This window comes from Povalibacter sp., from assembly GCF_036735925.1.
Taxonomy (GTDB): domain Bacteria; phylum Pseudomonadota; class Gammaproteobacteria; order Steroidobacterales; family Steroidobacteraceae; genus Steroidobacter.
Map to the genome: position 1 here is coordinate 22,595 of NZ_DAINNK010000028.1, position 16,391 is coordinate 38,985.

Annotated in this window: 15 protein-coding genes, 1 other RNA gene and 1 pseudogene; 5 read left to right on the forward strand and 12 right to left on the reverse strand. The window is 65.4% G+C overall.

What is annotated here, in order from left to right; genetic code table 11:
* From V7D81_RS10595 to rsmI, 10 genes are all read right to left on the reverse strand, one after another.
* A partial coding sequence (locus V7D81_RS10595) for a Mur ligase family protein (RefSeq protein WP_324316424.1) occupies positions 1 to 641 on the reverse strand: 641 nt, incomplete at its 3' end.
* A gap of 2 nt (positions 642 to 643) precedes the next feature.
* Positions 644 to 1,726 carry a phospho-N-acetylmuramoyl-pentapeptide-transferase gene (gene mraY, locus V7D81_RS10600; protein ID WP_324316426.1) on the reverse strand — a complete coding sequence of 361 codons (1,083 nt, stop codon included), beginning with the start codon at positions 1,724 to 1,726 and terminating at the stop codon, positions 644 to 646.
* A 19-nt stretch (positions 1,727 to 1,745) separates the two neighbouring features.
* Positions 1,746 to 3,125: a UDP-N-acetylmuramoyl-tripeptide--D-alanyl-D-alanine ligase gene (locus V7D81_RS10605; protein WP_324316428.1), complete on the reverse strand. Its 1,380-nt coding sequence runs from the start codon at positions 3,123 to 3,125 to the stop codon at positions 1,746 to 1,748.
* Positions 3,122 to 4,642 carry a UDP-N-acetylmuramoyl-L-alanyl-D-glutamate--2,6-diaminopimelate ligase gene (locus tag V7D81_RS10610; protein ID WP_324316429.1) on the reverse strand — a complete coding sequence of 507 codons (1,521 nt, stop codon included), beginning with the start codon at positions 4,640 to 4,642 and terminating at the stop codon, positions 3,122 to 3,124. The genes V7D81_RS10605 and V7D81_RS10610 overlap by 4 nt, the downstream gene beginning before the upstream one ends.
* Positions 4,643 to 4,647: 5 nt before the next feature.
* Positions 4,648 to 6,375 (reverse strand): peptidoglycan D,D-transpeptidase FtsI family protein, encoded by a 1,728-nt coding sequence (locus V7D81_RS10615; protein WP_324316431.1) that lies wholly within the window; start codon positions 6,373 to 6,375, stop codon positions 4,648 to 4,650.
* A gap of 2 nt (positions 6,376 to 6,377) precedes the next feature.
* Positions 6,378 to 6,650: a cell division protein FtsL gene (ftsL, locus tag V7D81_RS10620; RefSeq protein ID WP_324316432.1), complete on the reverse strand. Its 273-nt coding sequence runs from the start codon at positions 6,648 to 6,650 to the stop codon at positions 6,378 to 6,380.
* A complete protein-coding gene (rsmH, locus tag V7D81_RS10625; protein ID WP_324316434.1) occupies positions 6,647 to 7,579 on the reverse strand; it encodes a 16S rRNA (cytosine(1402)-N(4))-methyltransferase RsmH in 933 nt (310 codons plus the stop codon). The genes ftsL and rsmH overlap by 4 nt, the downstream gene beginning before the upstream one ends.
* A 31-nt stretch (positions 7,580 to 7,610) precedes the next feature.
* Positions 7,611 to 8,066 carry a division/cell wall cluster transcriptional repressor MraZ gene (gene mraZ, locus V7D81_RS10630; protein WP_324316436.1) on the reverse strand — a complete coding sequence of 152 codons (456 nt, stop codon included), beginning with the start codon at positions 8,064 to 8,066 and terminating at the stop codon, positions 7,611 to 7,613.
* Between the two features lie 549 nt (positions 8,067 to 8,615).
* An RNA gene (rnpB, locus tag V7D81_RS10635) (RNase P RNA component class A) lies at positions 8,616 to 9,022 on the reverse strand.
* A gap of 152 nt (positions 9,023 to 9,174) precedes the next feature.
* On the reverse strand, positions 9,175 to 10,047 hold the full coding sequence (gene rsmI / locus V7D81_RS10640) for a 16S rRNA (cytidine(1402)-2'-O)-methyltransferase (protein WP_324316438.1): 873 nt from the start codon (positions 10,045 to 10,047) through the stop codon (positions 9,175 to 9,177).
* Positions 10,048 to 10,147: 100 nt separating this feature from the next.
* On the opposite strand from rsmI, the gene V7D81_RS10645 reads away from it, so the two are divergent.
* From V7D81_RS10645 to V7D81_RS23255, 5 genes and pseudogenes are all read left to right on the forward strand, one after another.
* Positions 10,148 to 12,094, forward strand: coding sequence for a penicillin-binding protein activator (locus V7D81_RS10645; RefSeq protein ID WP_324316439.1), 1,947 nt, complete (start codon positions 10,148 to 10,150; stop codon positions 12,092 to 12,094).
* Between the two features lie 13 nt (positions 12,095 to 12,107).
* A complete protein-coding gene (locus V7D81_RS10650) occupies positions 12,108 to 12,476 on the forward strand; it encodes a YraN family protein (protein WP_324316442.1) in 369 nt (122 codons plus the stop codon).
* A 132-nt stretch (positions 12,477 to 12,608) separates the two neighbouring features.
* Entirely contained in the window at positions 12,609 to 12,794 is a 186-nt protein-coding gene (locus V7D81_RS10655) for a CPXCG motif-containing cysteine-rich protein (protein WP_324316443.1), read from the forward strand.
* 4 nt (positions 12,795 to 12,798) lie between these two features.
* Positions 12,799 to 13,560 carry a hypothetical protein gene (locus tag V7D81_RS10660; RefSeq protein WP_324316445.1) on the forward strand — a complete coding sequence of 254 codons (762 nt, stop codon included), beginning with the start codon at positions 12,799 to 12,801 and terminating at the stop codon, positions 13,558 to 13,560.
* A gap of 110 nt (positions 13,561 to 13,670) precedes the next feature.
* Positions 13,671 to 14,094: pseudogene (locus tag V7D81_RS23255) on the forward strand (ABC transporter ATP-binding protein); the annotation flags it as partial.
* A gap of 375 nt (positions 14,095 to 14,469) precedes the next feature.
* On the opposite strand, the gene V7D81_RS10670 reads toward V7D81_RS23255, so the two are convergent.
* Complete coding sequence (locus tag V7D81_RS10670) at positions 14,470 to 14,673, reverse strand: hypothetical protein (protein ID WP_324316448.1); 204 nt, start codon at positions 14,671 to 14,673, stop codon at positions 14,470 to 14,472.
* A gap of 72 nt (positions 14,674 to 14,745) precedes the next feature.
* Positions 14,746 to 16,146, reverse strand: coding sequence for an Nramp family divalent metal transporter (locus tag V7D81_RS10675; protein WP_324316450.1), 1,401 nt, complete (start codon positions 16,144 to 16,146; stop codon positions 14,746 to 14,748).
* Between the last annotated feature and the right edge of the window lie 245 nt (positions 16,147 to 16,391).

Genomic DNA, 16,391 nt, shown 5'->3' on the forward strand with positions numbered 1-16,391 from the left:
ATCCGCGCCTTCGACGCCGCGTAATCCTCGATCGTGTCGTAACGATCCATGTGATCCGGCGTCACATTGAGCACCGTCGCCGCCGCCGTTCGCAGCGAATGCGTCGTATCGAGCTGGAAGCTCGACAGCTCCAGCACATACAGCTCCGGCACCGGCTCATCGAGCAGTTCGAGCGCAGGACGGCCGAGGTTGCCGCCGGCGAGCACGCGCTTGCCCGCGGCCTCCGCCATCCTCGCCACGAGCGTCGTCACCGTGCTCTTGCCATTCGTGCCGGTAATCGCCGCGATGAGCGCACGCGCTTCGCGCGCAAACAGTTCGATGTCGCCGACGATGGGCACGCCGCGCGCAGCCGCACGCGCAAGAAACGGTTCGCGCAGCGACACGCCGGGCGACGCCACGATCTCGGTCGCGCCATCGAGCAATCCCATGTCGAAACCGCCAAAGGCGACCTCCGCCTCCGGCGCAAGCTCACGCAACGCAGAAGCTTCCGGCGGCGCGGCGCGGCTGTCCGTCACCGCGAACTCCACACCGCGCGAACGCAGGTAACGCGCGCACGACATGCCCGTGCGCCCGAGGCCGACGACGACGGTGCGTCCGGCCTGCGGCCTGCGGGGTGTGCGGATGTCGACCTGCGGCGTCATGCTCAACGCACCTTCAGGGTCGCGAGGCCGACCAGCACGAGAATCACGGAGATGATCCAGAAGCGCACGATCACCTTCGGCTCGGCCCAGCCCTTGAGTTCGAAGTGATGATGGATCGGCGCCATCCGGAAGATGCGCTTGCCGGTCAGCTTGAAGGACGCGACCTGCAGGATCACGGAGACCGTCTCCATCACGAAGACGCCGCCCATGATGAACAGCACGATCTCCTGCCGGACGATGACGGCGACGACGCCTAGTGCCGCACCAAGCGCGAGCGCACCGATATCACCCATGAACACCTGGGCCGGGTAAGTGTTGAACCAGAGGAATCCGAGTCCGGCACCGACCAGCGTCGCGCAGAACACCAGTATTTCACCGGTCCCCTCGATGAATGGAATGCCGAGATAACCCGAGAACACCGCATTGCCTGTTGCATACGCGAACACCCCCAGTGCGCCGCCAACGAGAACTGCCGGCATGATCGCGAGCCCGTCCAGGCCGTCGGTGAGATTCACCGCGTTGCTGGTGCCGACGATCACGAAATACGTGAGCGCGATGTAGCCGACGCCGAGCGGCACCATCACGGTCTTGAAGAAGGGAACGTAGAGCGCGGTTTCGGCCGGCGCCTTGGCCGTCATGAACAGCACGACCGCCGCACCGAGTCCGGCGACCGACTGCCAGAAATATTTGTAGCGCGCGATCAGGCCACGACTGTTGCCGACGACGAGTTTGAGATAGTCGTCCCAGAAACCGATCAGTCCGAACGCGAGCGTCACCAGCAGCGTGACCAGCACGAAGCGGTTCTCGAGATCCGCCCACAGCACCGTGCTCGCGCCGATGGCGACGAGAATCAGCGCGCCGCCCATCGTCGGCGTACCGGCTTTCGGGAGATGCGTCTTCGGACCGTCGTCGCGCACGCGCTGGCCGATCTGCTTCGTCGACAGCGTGCGGATCATCCAGGGGCCGACGATGAAAGAAATCGCGAGCGCGGTGAGGGCCGCGAGAATCGCGCGCAGCGTCAGGTACTGGAATACCCGGAAGCCGGAATGGATTTCGCTCAGGTAGTGGGCAAGGTAGAGCAGCATGGGATTCTCTTGTTGTTGTTCAGTGCCCGTTGGCTGCCTTCGGCGGCATCGCGGCGAGCGCCGCCGAAACGCGTTCGAGCCGGTTGGCGCGCGATCCCTTGATGAGTACGGCGACGCCCGCCGTCAGTGCGCGGCTCGCTTCGATGATCAGTGCGTCGACGTCGTTGAACCATTGCGCGCCGCGACCGAACGCCTCGACCGCGAAATGCGAATGCTTGCCGACGGCGAGCAGGCGTTCGATGCCGGCCTGCCGTGCATAGCGACCGATCTCGGCGTGCAGTTCATTGGCGCTGTCACCGAGTTCGAGCATGTCGCCCAGCACCAGCCAGCGCTTGCCGCCGAAGCCACGCAGCGCATCGATGCCGGCTTTCAGCGAACTCGGATTGGCGTTGTAGGAATCGTCGACCAGGAACGCGCCGTGAATCGCGGGCTTGAGTTCCAGGCGGCCGGACACGGCGCGCATGGCAGCGAGGCCTTCGACGATCTGCTCGAGCGTCGCGCCGGCCGCGTGCGCCACCGCCGCGGCGCCGAGCGCATTGCGCAGGTTGTGCAGACCGGCGAGCGCCAGCGTTGCCGGCTTCGTGCCTGCAGGAGTCACCAGGTCGAAGTCGATGCGAAAGCCCTTCGCATCGCCCACCGACTGCACCTTGTGCGCCATGAAATCGGCCGGCTGCTCGAAGCCGAACGTGAGCACGCGATCGGCCGCGCGCGACTCCTTCCACTGCGGTGCGTACTTGTCGTCCGCGTTGATGACGGCGACGCCATCTGCGGGCAGGCTCTGGAAGAGTTCGCCTTTGCCGATCGCCACGCCGTCGAGGCTGCCAAAGCCTTCCAGATGCGCGGCACCCGCATTGGTCACGATGCCGATGCCGGGCTCGGCGAGACTGGCGAGATGCGCGATCTCGCGCTGGTGGTTCGCGCCCATCTCGATCACGGCGTAGCGATGCGTCTCGTTCAGCTCCATCAGCATCAGCGGCACGCCGATGTGATTGTTGAGGTTGCCGCGCGTGATCAGGCAGGGACCGAGCCGCGACAGGATCGCGCCGATCAATTCCTTGGTCGTCGTCTTGCCGTTGCTGCCGGTGATGCCGATCACGGGAATGGCGAACTGGCGGCGCCATTCGCGCGCGAACGTCGACAATGCTGCGAGCGCATCGGGAACGACCACCTGCGGTAGCTCCACCGGCAGCGGCCGCTCGACCAGCGCCGCGACGGCGCCGCGCTCGGCGGCCATCGAGACGAAATCGTGACCGTCGAACTTCGGTCCCGTGAGCGCGATGAACAGCGCCCCGCGCTGCAAGGTGCGCGTATCGGTGGACACGCTGCTGAACTCGCAGTTTTCGCCGACGAGTGTGGCGCCCGTGACTCGCACGATGTCATTGAGGCTGCGGGAAATCATGACTCCCTCCTCAGTGCGGCCTGCACCACGTCGCGGTCGCTGAAGTAGCGCGTTTCGAGACCGACGATCTGGTAGTCCTCGTGACCCTTGCCGGCGATCAGCACGACATCGCCGCTGCGCCCCATGCGGATCGCCTGCTCGATCGCACGCGCACGGTCACGTTCGACGATGGCGCGCTGCGGTTGCGTGAGACCTCCAACGATGCCGGCCACGATGGCATTGCCGTCCTCGGTGCGTGGATTGTCGTCGGTGACGATGACGACGTCGGCCAGCCGTTCGGCGATGGCGCCCATCACGGGACGCTTGCGGGCATCGCGATCGCCGCCGCAGCCGAAGACGCAGACCAGCTTGCCGCCCGTGTGGGCGCGTGCGGCGTTCAATGCCTTGTCGAGCGCGTCGGGCGTGTGGGCGTAGTCGACGATGGCGAGCGGCCGATCCTTCGCCGTGAAGGTTTCCATGCGACCGGGCGGCGGCACGCATTTTTCGAGCGCTGCGACCGATGCCGGAAGCGCGAATCCCTGCGCCAGCAGCACGCCCAGCACGGTGAGCAGGTTGTCGACGTTGAAATCGCCGACGAAGCGCGAACGCAGCGTCGCTGCGCCCCAACTGCTGTCGATGTTCAGCACCAGCCCTGCGGCAGTCGCCGTCACGCCGATTGCGTGGACGTATTCGCAGCCCGGCAGCAGATTGGCGTCGGCACGCGCGCAGATGACGAGCCCGCGGCCGCGATAGCTCGCAGCGAGTTCGCGGCCGAAGGCATCTTCGACATTGATGACGGCGTGCTGCAGGCCCGGCCACATGAACAGCCGCGCCTTCGCCGCGCCGTAGGCTTCGAAGGTCCCGTGGTAGTCGAGATGATCGTGCGTCAGGTTGGTGAAGACGGCCGTGTCGATGCGCACGCCGGCCACGCGATGCTGGTCGAGCGCATGCGAGGACACTTCGATCGCCAGTTGCGCCACGCCCTCATCGCGCAGTTGCGCGATCTGTCGATGCAGCGTGATGCAGTCCGGCGTGGTGTGCGTGCCGGCGATGACGGCGCCGATGCGGCCGTGGCCGAGCGTGCCAGCGTACGCAGAAGACTTGCCGAGATGCGCAAGTGCCGAAGCAAGCACGTAGGCGCTCGTCGTCTTGCCGTTGGTGCCCGTGATGCCGGTCACGGTGACCGAGCGCGACGGCGCATCGAAGAAGCGGTCAGCGATCGTGCCGATCGCGACATTGAGTTCCGGCACGGCGATCACCGTGACGTGCGCAGGCAGAGACGGTGCCGCAACGCCTTCGACCGGCTGCCACAACACGACCGTCGCACCGAGACTGACGGCCTGCGACGCAAACGCAACGCCATGACTGCGAGTGCCGGGCAGTGCGATGAACGCCGTGCCCGCGCCGGCCTTGCGGCTGTCGATCGTGAGATCCGTGACGAGCACGTCAGGCACGTCCGCGCCGACGAGTCCCGCCAGCAGTTCGCGCAGGTTCTTGCGGCGTTGTGGGGAAGTGAGGTTCACGGCAGCTGTGCTCATGACGCTCATTCGGAACCACGGCTCGCCTGGACCAGCGTGACATCCGGCACGCGCTCCAGACCATCGGGCGGCACACCCAGCAGGCGCAGCGCGCCGGCCATCACATTCGCAAACACGGGGGCAGCGACGTCGCCGCCGTAGTAAAGCTGCCCGCCCGGCTCGTCAATGACGACAATTGCAGCGAGACGCGGATGACTGGCGGGCACGACGCCGCCGAACGTCGCCTTGTAGCGATCGGTGGAATAGCCGCCGGCCGCCGCGGTCCAAGCGGTGCCGGTCTTTCCCGCAACGCGATAGCCGGCAAGCGCGGCACCTTTGCCGGTGCCGTCCTGCGACACGACACTTTCCATCATGCCGAGCAGTTCGCGCGCGACGTGCTCATCGAGTACGCGCTGGCCTGCCACCGGTTCCTCGATGCGTCGCAGCGTGACCGGCCGGCTGACGCCGCCGGATCCCAGCGTCGCGTAGGCATGCGCCAGCTGCAGCGGCGTCACGGACAGTCCGTAGCCGTACGACATGGTGGCCTGTCCGATGCGACCCCAGTGCGCCGCGTCATTGAGCAGTCCTGCCGACTCGCCCGGATAGCCGCTGCCTGACACCTGGCCGAAGCCGAACGCGCTGAGCGTGTCGTGCATGTTCTGCGGCGACAGCGTCATCGCCATCTTCACCATGCCGGCATTGCTCGACTTCGCGAGCACGGTGGTGAGCGGAATCGAACCCAGAAACTTGTGATCCTCGATCAGCTTCGCGCCGACGCGGAACGGCGTGGTGTCGATGACGGTATTCGGGTGAAAGCGCCCGGAGGCGATACCGGCCGCCGCGACGAACGGCTTGATGCTGGAACCCGGTTCGAAAATGTCGGTCGCGGCGCGATTGCGGTAGCGCGCGGCCGATACCTGATCGCGATCGTTCGGGTTGTACGAGGGCTGGTTCACCATCGCCAGGATTTCGCCGGTGTCGACATCGAGTACGACCATCGAGCCGGCCTTGGCGCGATGCAGCTGCACTGCCGATTTCAGTTCGCGATACGCGAGGTACTGGATGCGCAGGTCGATGCTGGTGACGAGATCCGACCCCGGCCGCGGTGCGCGGATGCTTTCGATGTCCTCGACCGTGCGCCCATAGCGATCCTGGATGACGCGCTTGGCGCCCGCTTCCGCACCGAGCCAGCGGTCGTACGCCAGTTCGAGACCTTCCTGACCGATGTCCTCGTACTTCTTGGTGAAGCCGAGCAGATGGCCCGTGACTTCGCCGGCGGGATAGAAGCGCTGGTATTCGCGCAGCAGGTACACGCCGGGAATCTTCAGCGCCTGCACCTGCGCCGCATCGCTGGGACGCATGTGACGCACCAGGTACAGGAAGTCGCGTTCGAGATTGCTGGTCAGCACCTGCGTCAGCCACTTCGGATCGCGGTTGAGCGCTTCGGCCAGCCGTGGCAACTGGTCCGAAGCCTTCATGACTTCGCGCGGCGAGACCCACACCGTGTCGACCGGCATGCTCGCGGCGAGCGTTTCGCCGTTGCGATCGAAGATCGCGCCGCGCACCGCCGACAGCTTGGCCACGCGGGTGAAGCGCGCATCGCCCTGGCCTTCGAGGAAACCGTCGTCGAGCAACTGCAGATCGACGGCGCGGGCGACGAGTGCGCAGGCGATCAACGCAAGCATGCCGAGCACGACGCGCAGACGCGTCGCGTATTGCTCGGGCGAGAATGCCTTGTTGTCGCTGCGGATCATGTCTACGGCTGAACCAGTCGTACTTCGTCGGGTTTCGGAATCACCATCTTCAGATCGGCGCGCGCCGTCTGTTCGACGCGCCCGTGGGTGGACCAGGCGCTCTGTTCGATCTTCAACTGGCCCCACTCGATATCCAGCCCGTCGCGCTGCGAGTGCAGGCCCTGCAGCTGGATGAACAGACTGCGTGTCTGGTGACGGCTCCACACCACGGCCACTGCCGATACGAACAGCAGCGCCCAGAGCAACGGCATCGACCAGCGGCTGAGCGTGTTCATGCCGCCATCCTTTCCGCGACGCGCAGGATCGAGCTGCGCGCGCGCGGATTGCGATCGATCTCCGCCGCCGACGGATGAATCGCCTTGCCGACGCGCCGCAGCTTCGGACGCGCATGCGGCGGCACTTCGGGCAGACCGGCGTACACCGGGTCTTCCTGCGAGTGCTTCTGCATGAAGCGCTTGACGAGGCCGTCTTCGAGCGAGTGGAAACTGATCGCGCACAGGCGGCCCTGCGGCGCCAGCGCGACGAGCGACCCTTCGAGCGCCGACTCGATCTCGGCGAATTCCTGGTTCACCTGGATGCGGATCGCCTGGAAGGTGCGCGTGGCCGGATGCTTGCCGGGCTCGCGCATCGGCACTGCTGCCGACACGATCTCCGCAAGCTGCAGCGTGCGATCGAACGGCGACTGCGAACGCGCCTGCACGACGGCGCGCGCGATGCGCTTCGCAAACCGCTCTTCGCCGTACTCGCGGATGACGCGCGCGATCTCATGCTCGGGCGCCCGGTTGACCCAGTCCGCCGCCGTCATGCCGCTTGCGTTGTTCATCCGCATGTCGAGCGGACCGTCCTGCGCGAAGCTGAAGCCGCGCGCGGCGTTGTCGAGCTGCGGAGAAGACACACCGAGATCGAGCAACACACCATCGAATCCCCCGGCCAGTCCCGCCTGCGTCGCCACCTGTGCGAGCTGCGAGAACGGACCATTCACCAGCATCAAGCGCCCATCGCCTGCAAATCGTTCCTGACCGGCGCGAATCGCTTCCGGATCCCGATCGATTGCAACGACCCTTCCCTCCTTGCCGACCCGTTCCAGAATCGCCGCCGTGTGCCCGCCGCGACCGAAGGTCGCGTCCAGGTAGCGGCCGGCCTCGCGAACCTGCAGTGCCGCCAGTACTTCCTCGAGAAGCACGGGCGTGTGTTGAAACGTCATCACGTCAATCGAAGACCCCGACGTTCAGCACTTACAGCGACAGCGTCGACAGTTCGGGCGGCAGCTCCTCGGCCGTCTCATCCACCTTCAGCCACTGATCGCGCTGCTCGTTCCACACCGCCTCGTCCCACAACTCGAAGCGATTGCCCTGGCCGATCAGCATCGCGCTGCGCGCCAGCCCGGCGTATTCGCGCAGGCTCGGCGGCAGCAGGATCCGGCCGCTGTTGTCCAGCTCCAGGTCCGTCGCGTGACCGATCATCAATCGCTGCAGACGGCGGGCGACCGGGTTCAGGGTGGGGAGCCGGCGCAGCTTCAGCTCGATCTCCTCCCACTCGGGCAACGGATAGATAAGGAGACAGCGGTCCGCGCGGTCGACGGTGGCGATCAGCCGGCCGTTGGAACGCTCGACGATGCGTTCGCGATAGCGCGTTGGCATGGCCAACCGCCCCTTCGCGTCGAGCGTCACCTTGTTTGCACCGCGGAACATGTTTCGTTGCCAAAGACGGGATCAGACGATCACTTCGCGCCCCTCTAACCCACCGATTCCCACAATTTCCCACCGACGCGGCGACTATAGGTAGCCGCGTTCCGTCAAGTCAAAAAAATTTGAGAGATTTCCTGTTTGGCGACAGTGACTTAGCGCGAGGCAAGATCCGCGTCGACCGATGCGCCGGAGAGGTTCAATTCAAATCATGGAGTTAAGAGCACTTCTTCAAGCAAGAGTGCACACCTATATATGTGCCGGAATCGACGACGGCTGGACGCGGGAAAGAAGACTGCGCGCAAAGTCGCGCACCATTGCGGCGCGATCGGGCCCGAACCGGGGCAGGGAATGGCCGATCCTGTCGGCCGGCGTACGCGGGCGATGTATACAAAAATTGCCGACATGCGCTCGTACGCCCCGTAGCGTCGACCGCTTCGTTTAGAAAAATATGATGGTTGGCCAGCGCGTGGCGGGCGGGGATGCAAGAAGGCAGGGACAACGAGAAAACGCCCCTCCCCCAAGCGGGAGAGGGGCGCTGGCCGGGGCCTCATTGGATGGAGTCAGCCGATAAGCCGGGTTTTGTCTAGGACAACCATTCCTCTGGGATGCACGTCGCCGTGCACCTCGAGCGACCTACCCGGAAGCCTGTATGGGCCATACGTGCCGCCCGATTGCTCGGCCAGCGTGCTTCCCTATTTGGTCTTGCTCCAGGCGGGGTTTGCCGTGCCGTCGAGTGTTGCCACCGACGCGGTGCGCTCTTACCGCACCCTTTCACCCTTACCGGCGGCGCTGGAATGGGGACAGTCCCCATTTCGGGAACAGTCCCCAGCGTCGCTTAGGCGGTTTGCTCTCTGTTGCACTTTCCGTGGACTCGCGTCCCCCAGGCGTTACCTGGCGCCTTGCCCTGGGAGCCCGGACTTTCCTCCACGCTTGCGCGCAGCGGTTGTCTGGCCGACTCCGGCGCGGATGGTGGGGGCTGGAGGCTGCGGAAGCAAGACAGGAAAAGAGAATGGCCGCAAAAAGGCGCAAAGCTCACATATGAAAGAAATTCCGTGACGGATCCACGCCGTGTTTGTATTCCGAACCTTGTGTTTTTTGCGCCTTCTTGCGGCTATTCCTCTCTCCCCTTCCCCATCCGCACCGCCATCTCATACAACTCCGCGCGCTTCACGCCCGTGATCTTCGCCGCGACCTTCGCCGCCTGTGCGGCGGGAAGTTCCTGCAGCAGCGCACGCAGGAGTTGCTGCATATCGAGCGCTACGGCTTCGCGCTGAACCGGCGCAGCGCCGGCGACGACGATGACGATTTCACCGCGCGACATGTTTTCGTCGCACTTCGCGGTAGCGAGCAGTTCACCGAGCGCGCCGGCGTAAGTTGTTTCGAAGCGCTTGGTCAGTTCGCGGCTCACGCTGGCGCGGCGGTCCACACCGAAAATGGCCGTCATGTCTTCGAGCGTTTCGACCAGTCGATGCGGCGCTTCGTAGAACACGAGTGTCCGCGACTCGGCCGCGAGGCTTTCGAGCTGCGCGCGGCGCGCGGCTGATTTCGCGGGCAGGAAGCCTTCGAACGTGAAGCGGTCAGTGGGCAATCCCGCGACTGAAACAGCCGCAATCGCAGCACACGGGCCGGGCACGGCAATCACTTCGATGCCTTGCGCGCGTGCCGCCGCAATGAGATCGAAACCGGGATCGCTGATCAGCGGCGTGCCGGCATCGGAGACGAGCGCCAGCGATTCGCCGCGCAGGATCCGCTCGATCAATGCCGACGATTTTTCGGACTCGTTGTGTTCATGCAGCGACGTAAGCGCGGTGCCGATGCCGAACGACTGCAGCAGCTGTCGCGTGTGGCGCGTGTCTTCGGCCGCGATCAGCGACACGGACGCCAGCACTTCCCGCGCGCGCGGACTGAGATCGCCGAGATTGCCGATCGGCGTGGCGACGACGAAGACCTTGCCGGCATGCGGCGAGTGCGGATCTGCTGTCACGTGCTGGTTTTCCGTAGCCGGTCGATGCGATTAGAGACGGCCCACGGTCCGCGGTAGACTGCCGGCCCCGGATGACCGCTCAGGCTCGAGAATTTCCGACATGTTCGCGACACCGTCCCTCGCCGTCGGCCGCAAGACTACCGTCTGCCGGCTTGCGCCTGAAGTCCCCGTCCGATCCGATCGTGCACTGCACGCCCTGCGGGACTGCGCACTGGCGATCGTGGCGCTGCTGGGCATCGCTTCCTGCACGACGCCGACTTCGCAACCCACGCAGTCCGGCGCGGATCGACAGCTCGCGCAGGCCGAGCAGCTCGCACGCGAAGGCAAGTACGTCGAAGCGGGACAGCTTTATGAAACGATGGCGGGCGCGGCGCAGAAAGAACTGCGCGATCGCCTGCTGCTGCGCGCCGCCAAGGAATACCTGCTCGCCGGCAACACCGACAAGGTGAAGGCGACGCTGGCGAAGGTCAGCGCCTCGTTGCCGACGCAGGATGCAGCGGATCGTTCGCTGATCGCTGCCGAACTGGCGTTGCAGTCGAAGAATCCGGCGAAAGCGCTCGAGGAACTGCAGAAGATTCCGCAGCCTCTGCCGCGCGAGAGCGCGCCGAACGTGCTGGCCCTGCGCGCCCGCGCGCAGTTCGCGCTCAATCGCCCCGCCGCCGGCGTCACGACGGCGCTGGAGCGCGAACGACTGCTGACGAATCCGCAGGACATCCGCGCCAATCAGCGCCTGATCTGGGAAGGACTGCAGACCAGCGCGGCCGGCAATGCCGATTTCACCGCGCAAGCAGGCAGCAGCGCGATCGTCGCGGGCTGGCTCGATCTGGGTCGTGCTGCACTCGTTGCCGCACGCAATCCGTTCACTGCCAAGAACGATCTCGCGACCTGGCGCAGCCGCTATCCGACGCATCCCGCCAACACGTTCCTCAACGAAGAAGTCCTGCCCGATCTCGGCGTCGGACTCGACTATCCGGCACAGGTCGCGCTCGTGCTGCCGCTGAGCGGACGCCAGCAGGCGGCGGGCGTAGCGATCCGCGATGGCTTCATGGCGGCGCTGCTGCAGCAGGATTCGGCGCGCCGGCCGCAGGTGAACATCTACGACACCGTCGCCATGGGCGCCAACACCGCCTATCAGCGCGCGATCGCCGAAGGCGCACAGTTCGTGGTGGGGCCGCTGTTCAAGGAAGACGTCGCCGCGCTGGCCGCATCGGGCACGGTCCCGGTACTGACGCTCGCGCTGAATCTGTTGCCCGATGGCGCCACGCCGCCCGCCATGCTGTTCCAGTACGCGCTCGATCCGGAAGACGAGGCGCGACAGGTCGCGCACCGTGTGATGGCCGACGGTCGCGCGCGTGGCCTCGCGCTCGTGCCGAACAACGAATGGGGCCAGCGCGTGTATCGCGCCTTCGAGTCGGAACTGAAATCGCTCGGCGGCTCCGTCGCCGGGGTGCGCTACTACGACACCTCGGCGCGCGATTTCTCCGATCCGATTTCGCGACTGCTGCTGATCGATGAGAGCCGCGCCCGCGCGAATGCGATCAACTCGACGCTCGGCCAGCGCTTCGAGTTCGAGCCGCGCCGTCGCGGCGATGCGCAGTTCGTGTTCATGGGCGCGTATCCGGCGCAGGGACGGTCGCTGCGTCCGACGCTGCGGTTCTTCCTCGCCGACGATCTACCCGTATATGCGACCTCGGACATCTTCGAACCCGACACGCAGGCGAACAACGACCTCGACGGCGTGATCTTCCCCGACATGCCCTGGGTCATCTCGCCCGACGCGGTCTCGACCGAACTGCGCACCGCACTCAGCCGCTACTGGCCGGTGCGCGCGCGCGGTCGCGGACGACTCTATGCCTTTGGCTTCGACGCCTATCGCATCGTGCCGCTGCTGAAGGCCGGCAAGTTCGGCAGCGCCAATGCCATTCCGGGCATGACCGGCCTGCTGTCGATCGACGAACGCGGCCGCGTGCGGCGCGATCTCGACTGGGCACGCGTCACGGAAGGCAAACCGGTCCCGCTCGGGATGGCGGCGACCGCCGCCCGGTAAATCAGGAGACTTCATGGACGACCGGAACCGCAAGGAAGCGGGCGCAAGCGGCGAAGCCATCGCGCTGCGATTCCTGCAAGCGCAGGGACTGAACCTGATCGGACGCAACTATCGCTGCCGCGGCGGCGAGATCGATCTGGTCATGCTGCAGCAGAAGACGCTGGTGCTGATCGAAGTGCGCTATCGCGCCAGCAACGAGTTCGGCGGCGGCGCTGCTTCCGTCACCTGGCAGAAGCAACGTCGGCTGATCGTCGCCGGCAAACACCTGCTGATGATGCGCGCCGACCTGCGCCGCTACCCGGCACGCTTCGACGTCGTCGCGATTTCACCGGGGATGGGCGGGCCGCAGATCGACTGGATCAGGAATGCATTTACGCTTTGAAGAAAAGAAATTGGCCGCAAAGAAGCGCAAGAATCGCAGGTAAAGATCGGTAATTTTTCCTCATTTGTGGCGTTTGCGCCTTTTTGCGGCCATTCTCTCTTTAGTTCTCCCTGCGGCCCTCCACTACCCCTCATGCTCGAAACCTCCGTAGAAGTCTCCTGTCCGAACTGCGGTGAGACCATCCTGCTGTTCCTCGATCTGTCGGTGGAATCGCAGAGCTACATCGAGGACTGTTCGGTGTGCTGTCAGCCCATGACGGTGTCGTACAGCGCGCAGGACGGCGAGCTCGCCGACATCAGCATCGAGAGCGCGAACTGAACGCATGTGGCGCAAGGTTCGCATCGGCATCCTGCTGCTGATCCTGCTGTTCGTCGCGCTGAACACCTGGTTCGATCGGGTGTATTCGACGGACTGGCAGAATCCGCTGCGGGTCGCGGTCTTCCCCATCAACGGCGACGACTCGGCCGTCAGTGCGCGTTACGTGCAGTCGCTCGATGGCGCTCATCTGCTGCCGCTCGAGAATTTCTTTGCCGAAGAAGGCAAGGCCTACGACGTGAAACCGGTACCGCCGATCCGGCTCTCGCTCGCCGCGCCGATCCGCGAGCTGCCGCCGCAACTGGAGCCGGGCACCGGCCGGCTCGGCGTCATGCTGTGGAGCCTGCGGGCGCGCTGGTGGGCGTCGCGGGCGGAAGGTCCGCCTGGCAGCGAGATAAAACTCTTCGTGCTGTATCACGATCCGCAGCGCACGAGTTCGCTGCCGCATTCCACCGGACTGCAGAAGGGCCTGTTCGGCATCGTGCATGTCTTCGCCGACAAGCGCATGGCAGGCTCGAACGACACCGTCATTGCGCACGAACTGCTGCACACGCTCGGCGCGAGCGACAAATATGGCGCGGACAATCTGCCGCGCTTTCCCGATGGCTATGCAGAGCCGCAGCGTCAGCCGCGCTACCCGCAGCAATTCGCGGAACTCATGGGCGGTCGCATTCCGGTGAGTGCCGGCGAGGCCGAGATTCCCGAATCGCTGCAGCAGGTCGTGATCGGCCCGCTCACGGCGACCGAAATCGGCTGGAGCCCGCGATGAATGCGCTCGCGAATGCTCCTGCTGCGCTGCTCTCCTGCAGCGATCTGGACGTGCGCGTTGCCGACCGCATGCTGGTACGACAACTGACGCTCGCGATCCAGCGCGGCACCATGACCTGCGTGCTGGGACGCAACGGCGCGGGCAAGACGCTGACGCTGCACACGCTGTGCGGCCTGCGTGCACCCGCGGCGGGTTCATTGCTGTTCGACGGTCGTCCGCTCGATGACTGGCCGCGCCGCCCGCTGGCGCGGCAACTCGGCCTGCTGAGCCAGACTTCGGAAGATCCGTTTCCTTCGAGCGTGCTCGACACCACGCTGATCGGCCGGCATCCGCACATCGGCTTCTGGCAATGGGAAAGTGAGTCCGATCGCGCCATCGCCCGCGCCGCGCTGCAATCCGTCGACATGGACACCCTGGAGACGCGCGAGATCGACACCTTGTCCGGCGGCGAGCGACGTCGCGTGGCGATCGCGACGCTGCTGGCACAGGATCCGGAGCTGATGCTGCTCGACGAGCCCATCAATCATCTCGATCCGCAGCATCAGATCGACGTGCTGCGATTGCTGCGTGCGCGCGCCGATGCCGGGCGCGCCGTCGTCATGAGCCTGCACGACATCGGCCTCGCCACGCGCTTCGGCGATCAGGCGCTGCTGCTGTTCGGCAATGGCGAGTGGCTGCACGGACCGGTGCAGCGTGTGCTGAACGAGGCGACGATTTCGCGTCTCTACGGCGTCACCGTGCGCGAACTCACGTGGGAAGGCGGCAGGACGTTCGTGACGGTGTAGGCGGCCGCTATTCTTGCTCTTGTTCTTTCTCTTGCTGTGGGGCCGGCTTCAGCCGGCCTTCTCGAAGAGTCAGGCTGAAGCCTGACCTACAGAAGAGGCCGGCAGAGGCCGGCCCTACAGGCGATCAGCCGCGGTGCCCCAGCAATCTCGCGGGCAGAAAGAACAGCGCCTTGATGAACGCGATGCACGCCTCCAGCAGCACGCCGACGATCCGGAAAGGGATCGACAGCAGCCACAGCAGCGGCAGGAACACCAGCAGGGCCAGCGCCAGCGGCCAGGCGACGACCAGCAACAGGCACCAGAGCACGACGAACATCAGGAACTGCATCGAAATTCTCCAGCTGCGAACCGGGGTGCCATTAGGACACGACAGCGACCGAAAAGGTTGCAGGCCCTGCCGCTACGACAGCAGATTGCGGATCTGCTGCTGAAACGTGAGCACGGCCAGGAACCCGAACAGCAGCGTCGACCAGACGAGCGCCGCGGTGCGCGGTCGCGAGATGCGGATCTGGGCCGGCAGCCAGCGGCGGTTCAGCAGGATCAGCAGGACCGAATAGATGCACATCGTCACGCCGCTGGTAACCGACGAAATGACCAGCAGCACCAGCGGCTGGCGCACGCCGAAGAGCAGCACGATGCAGCCGCAAAGGACCAGCGCCCACACGAGCGCGAAGTAGATCCGGTTCTCGCTGTGACGCGAGCCGCGCAGGTAAGTGCTCTTCAGCACGTCGGCGCCGATGCGACTCGTGTAGTCGACGATGCCCATCGCCGCGGCGAACAGCGAGACCGCGCCGATGATCCAGTACAGCACGCCGAACCAGGCGCCAGCCACGAGCTGCATCTGTTCGCCCTGCGTGCGGATGAAGTCGACGTTCTGCGGCACGCCGGGGCGGCCGTAGACAGTCGAGTACGCGATCATCGAGGTGAACACGATGGTCACGAAGGAGATCAGCGCGAACGTCAGCGCCTGTTCGAGGTTCGCCATGCGCCACCAGCCGCGCCAGCGCGCGAGATTCGCCGCGGTCGGTTCGAAGCGGTAGCCGCCCGGCACATGAGCCGCGCCCTCCTCGCCCGTGATGGGACTGACGAGCCGCGGCACGTACGCGCCCATGCCGAATCCCTTGTCGCGAATCCAGTTGCTCTGACACAGATTCTGTCCGCCGCCGGCACCCGCATACGCGAAGGCGCCCATCACCAGTGCGAAGCCGAGCTGCGGCGGCAGCGTGCCGACCTGCGTAAAGCCGCGCGGCAGTTCGGCCCACGCCTCGCGCGTGATCACGAAGATCACGGCGACGATGATGAACGTCACGACCGCCACCACTTTAAGGAACTGCACGCGCTCCATCAGCGTGTACACGACCGGCGCCAGCGTCAGCGCCGCGCCGATGACCAGCAACAAACCGATGGCGATGACCGTTGCATCGCCGCCCACCAGATAGGTGAGCATGGTCGCAGACGAAGTAGCCCAGCCCGGCCAGAGATTGGCGAAATACACCAGCACGGCGAACACCAGTCCCCAGTGCTTCCACAGGCGCGTGAAACCGGCGAGCGCCGTTTCGCCCGTGGCGAGCGTGTAGCGCTCGATCTCCATGTTCAGGAACCACTGGGTCGCGATGCCGATGGCCGCGCCCCACAGCAGCATCAGTCCCACCTGCGAGGCGATGAAGGGCCAGAGAATGAATTCGCCGGAAGCGAGACCGACGCCGGCGGCGATGATGCCGGGGCCGATGAGCGGCCATACGCGCGTGGGCGGTTCGGGCAGTTCGCGGGTCTGGAACGGGGGCAGCGGGTCGGTGGACATGTCCACTCCGTGATCGTTGTTGTGGTGCGACCTCGCCCCCAAGCTTGAGTCGCGCGCGCAGTGTGCCCGGATTGCGCAGCGAAGAGAAGAATCTGAGCCGGGCTTCAGGACTCTGCCTGTGGGGCCGGCTTTCCCGCGGGATTTCCTTCGGTCACAGCCGGCCATCTGCACGGGAGTCAGGCTGAAGCCTCTTCTGTAGGTCAGGCTTCAGCCTGACATTGCCGAGGCCGGCTGTGACCGAAGGA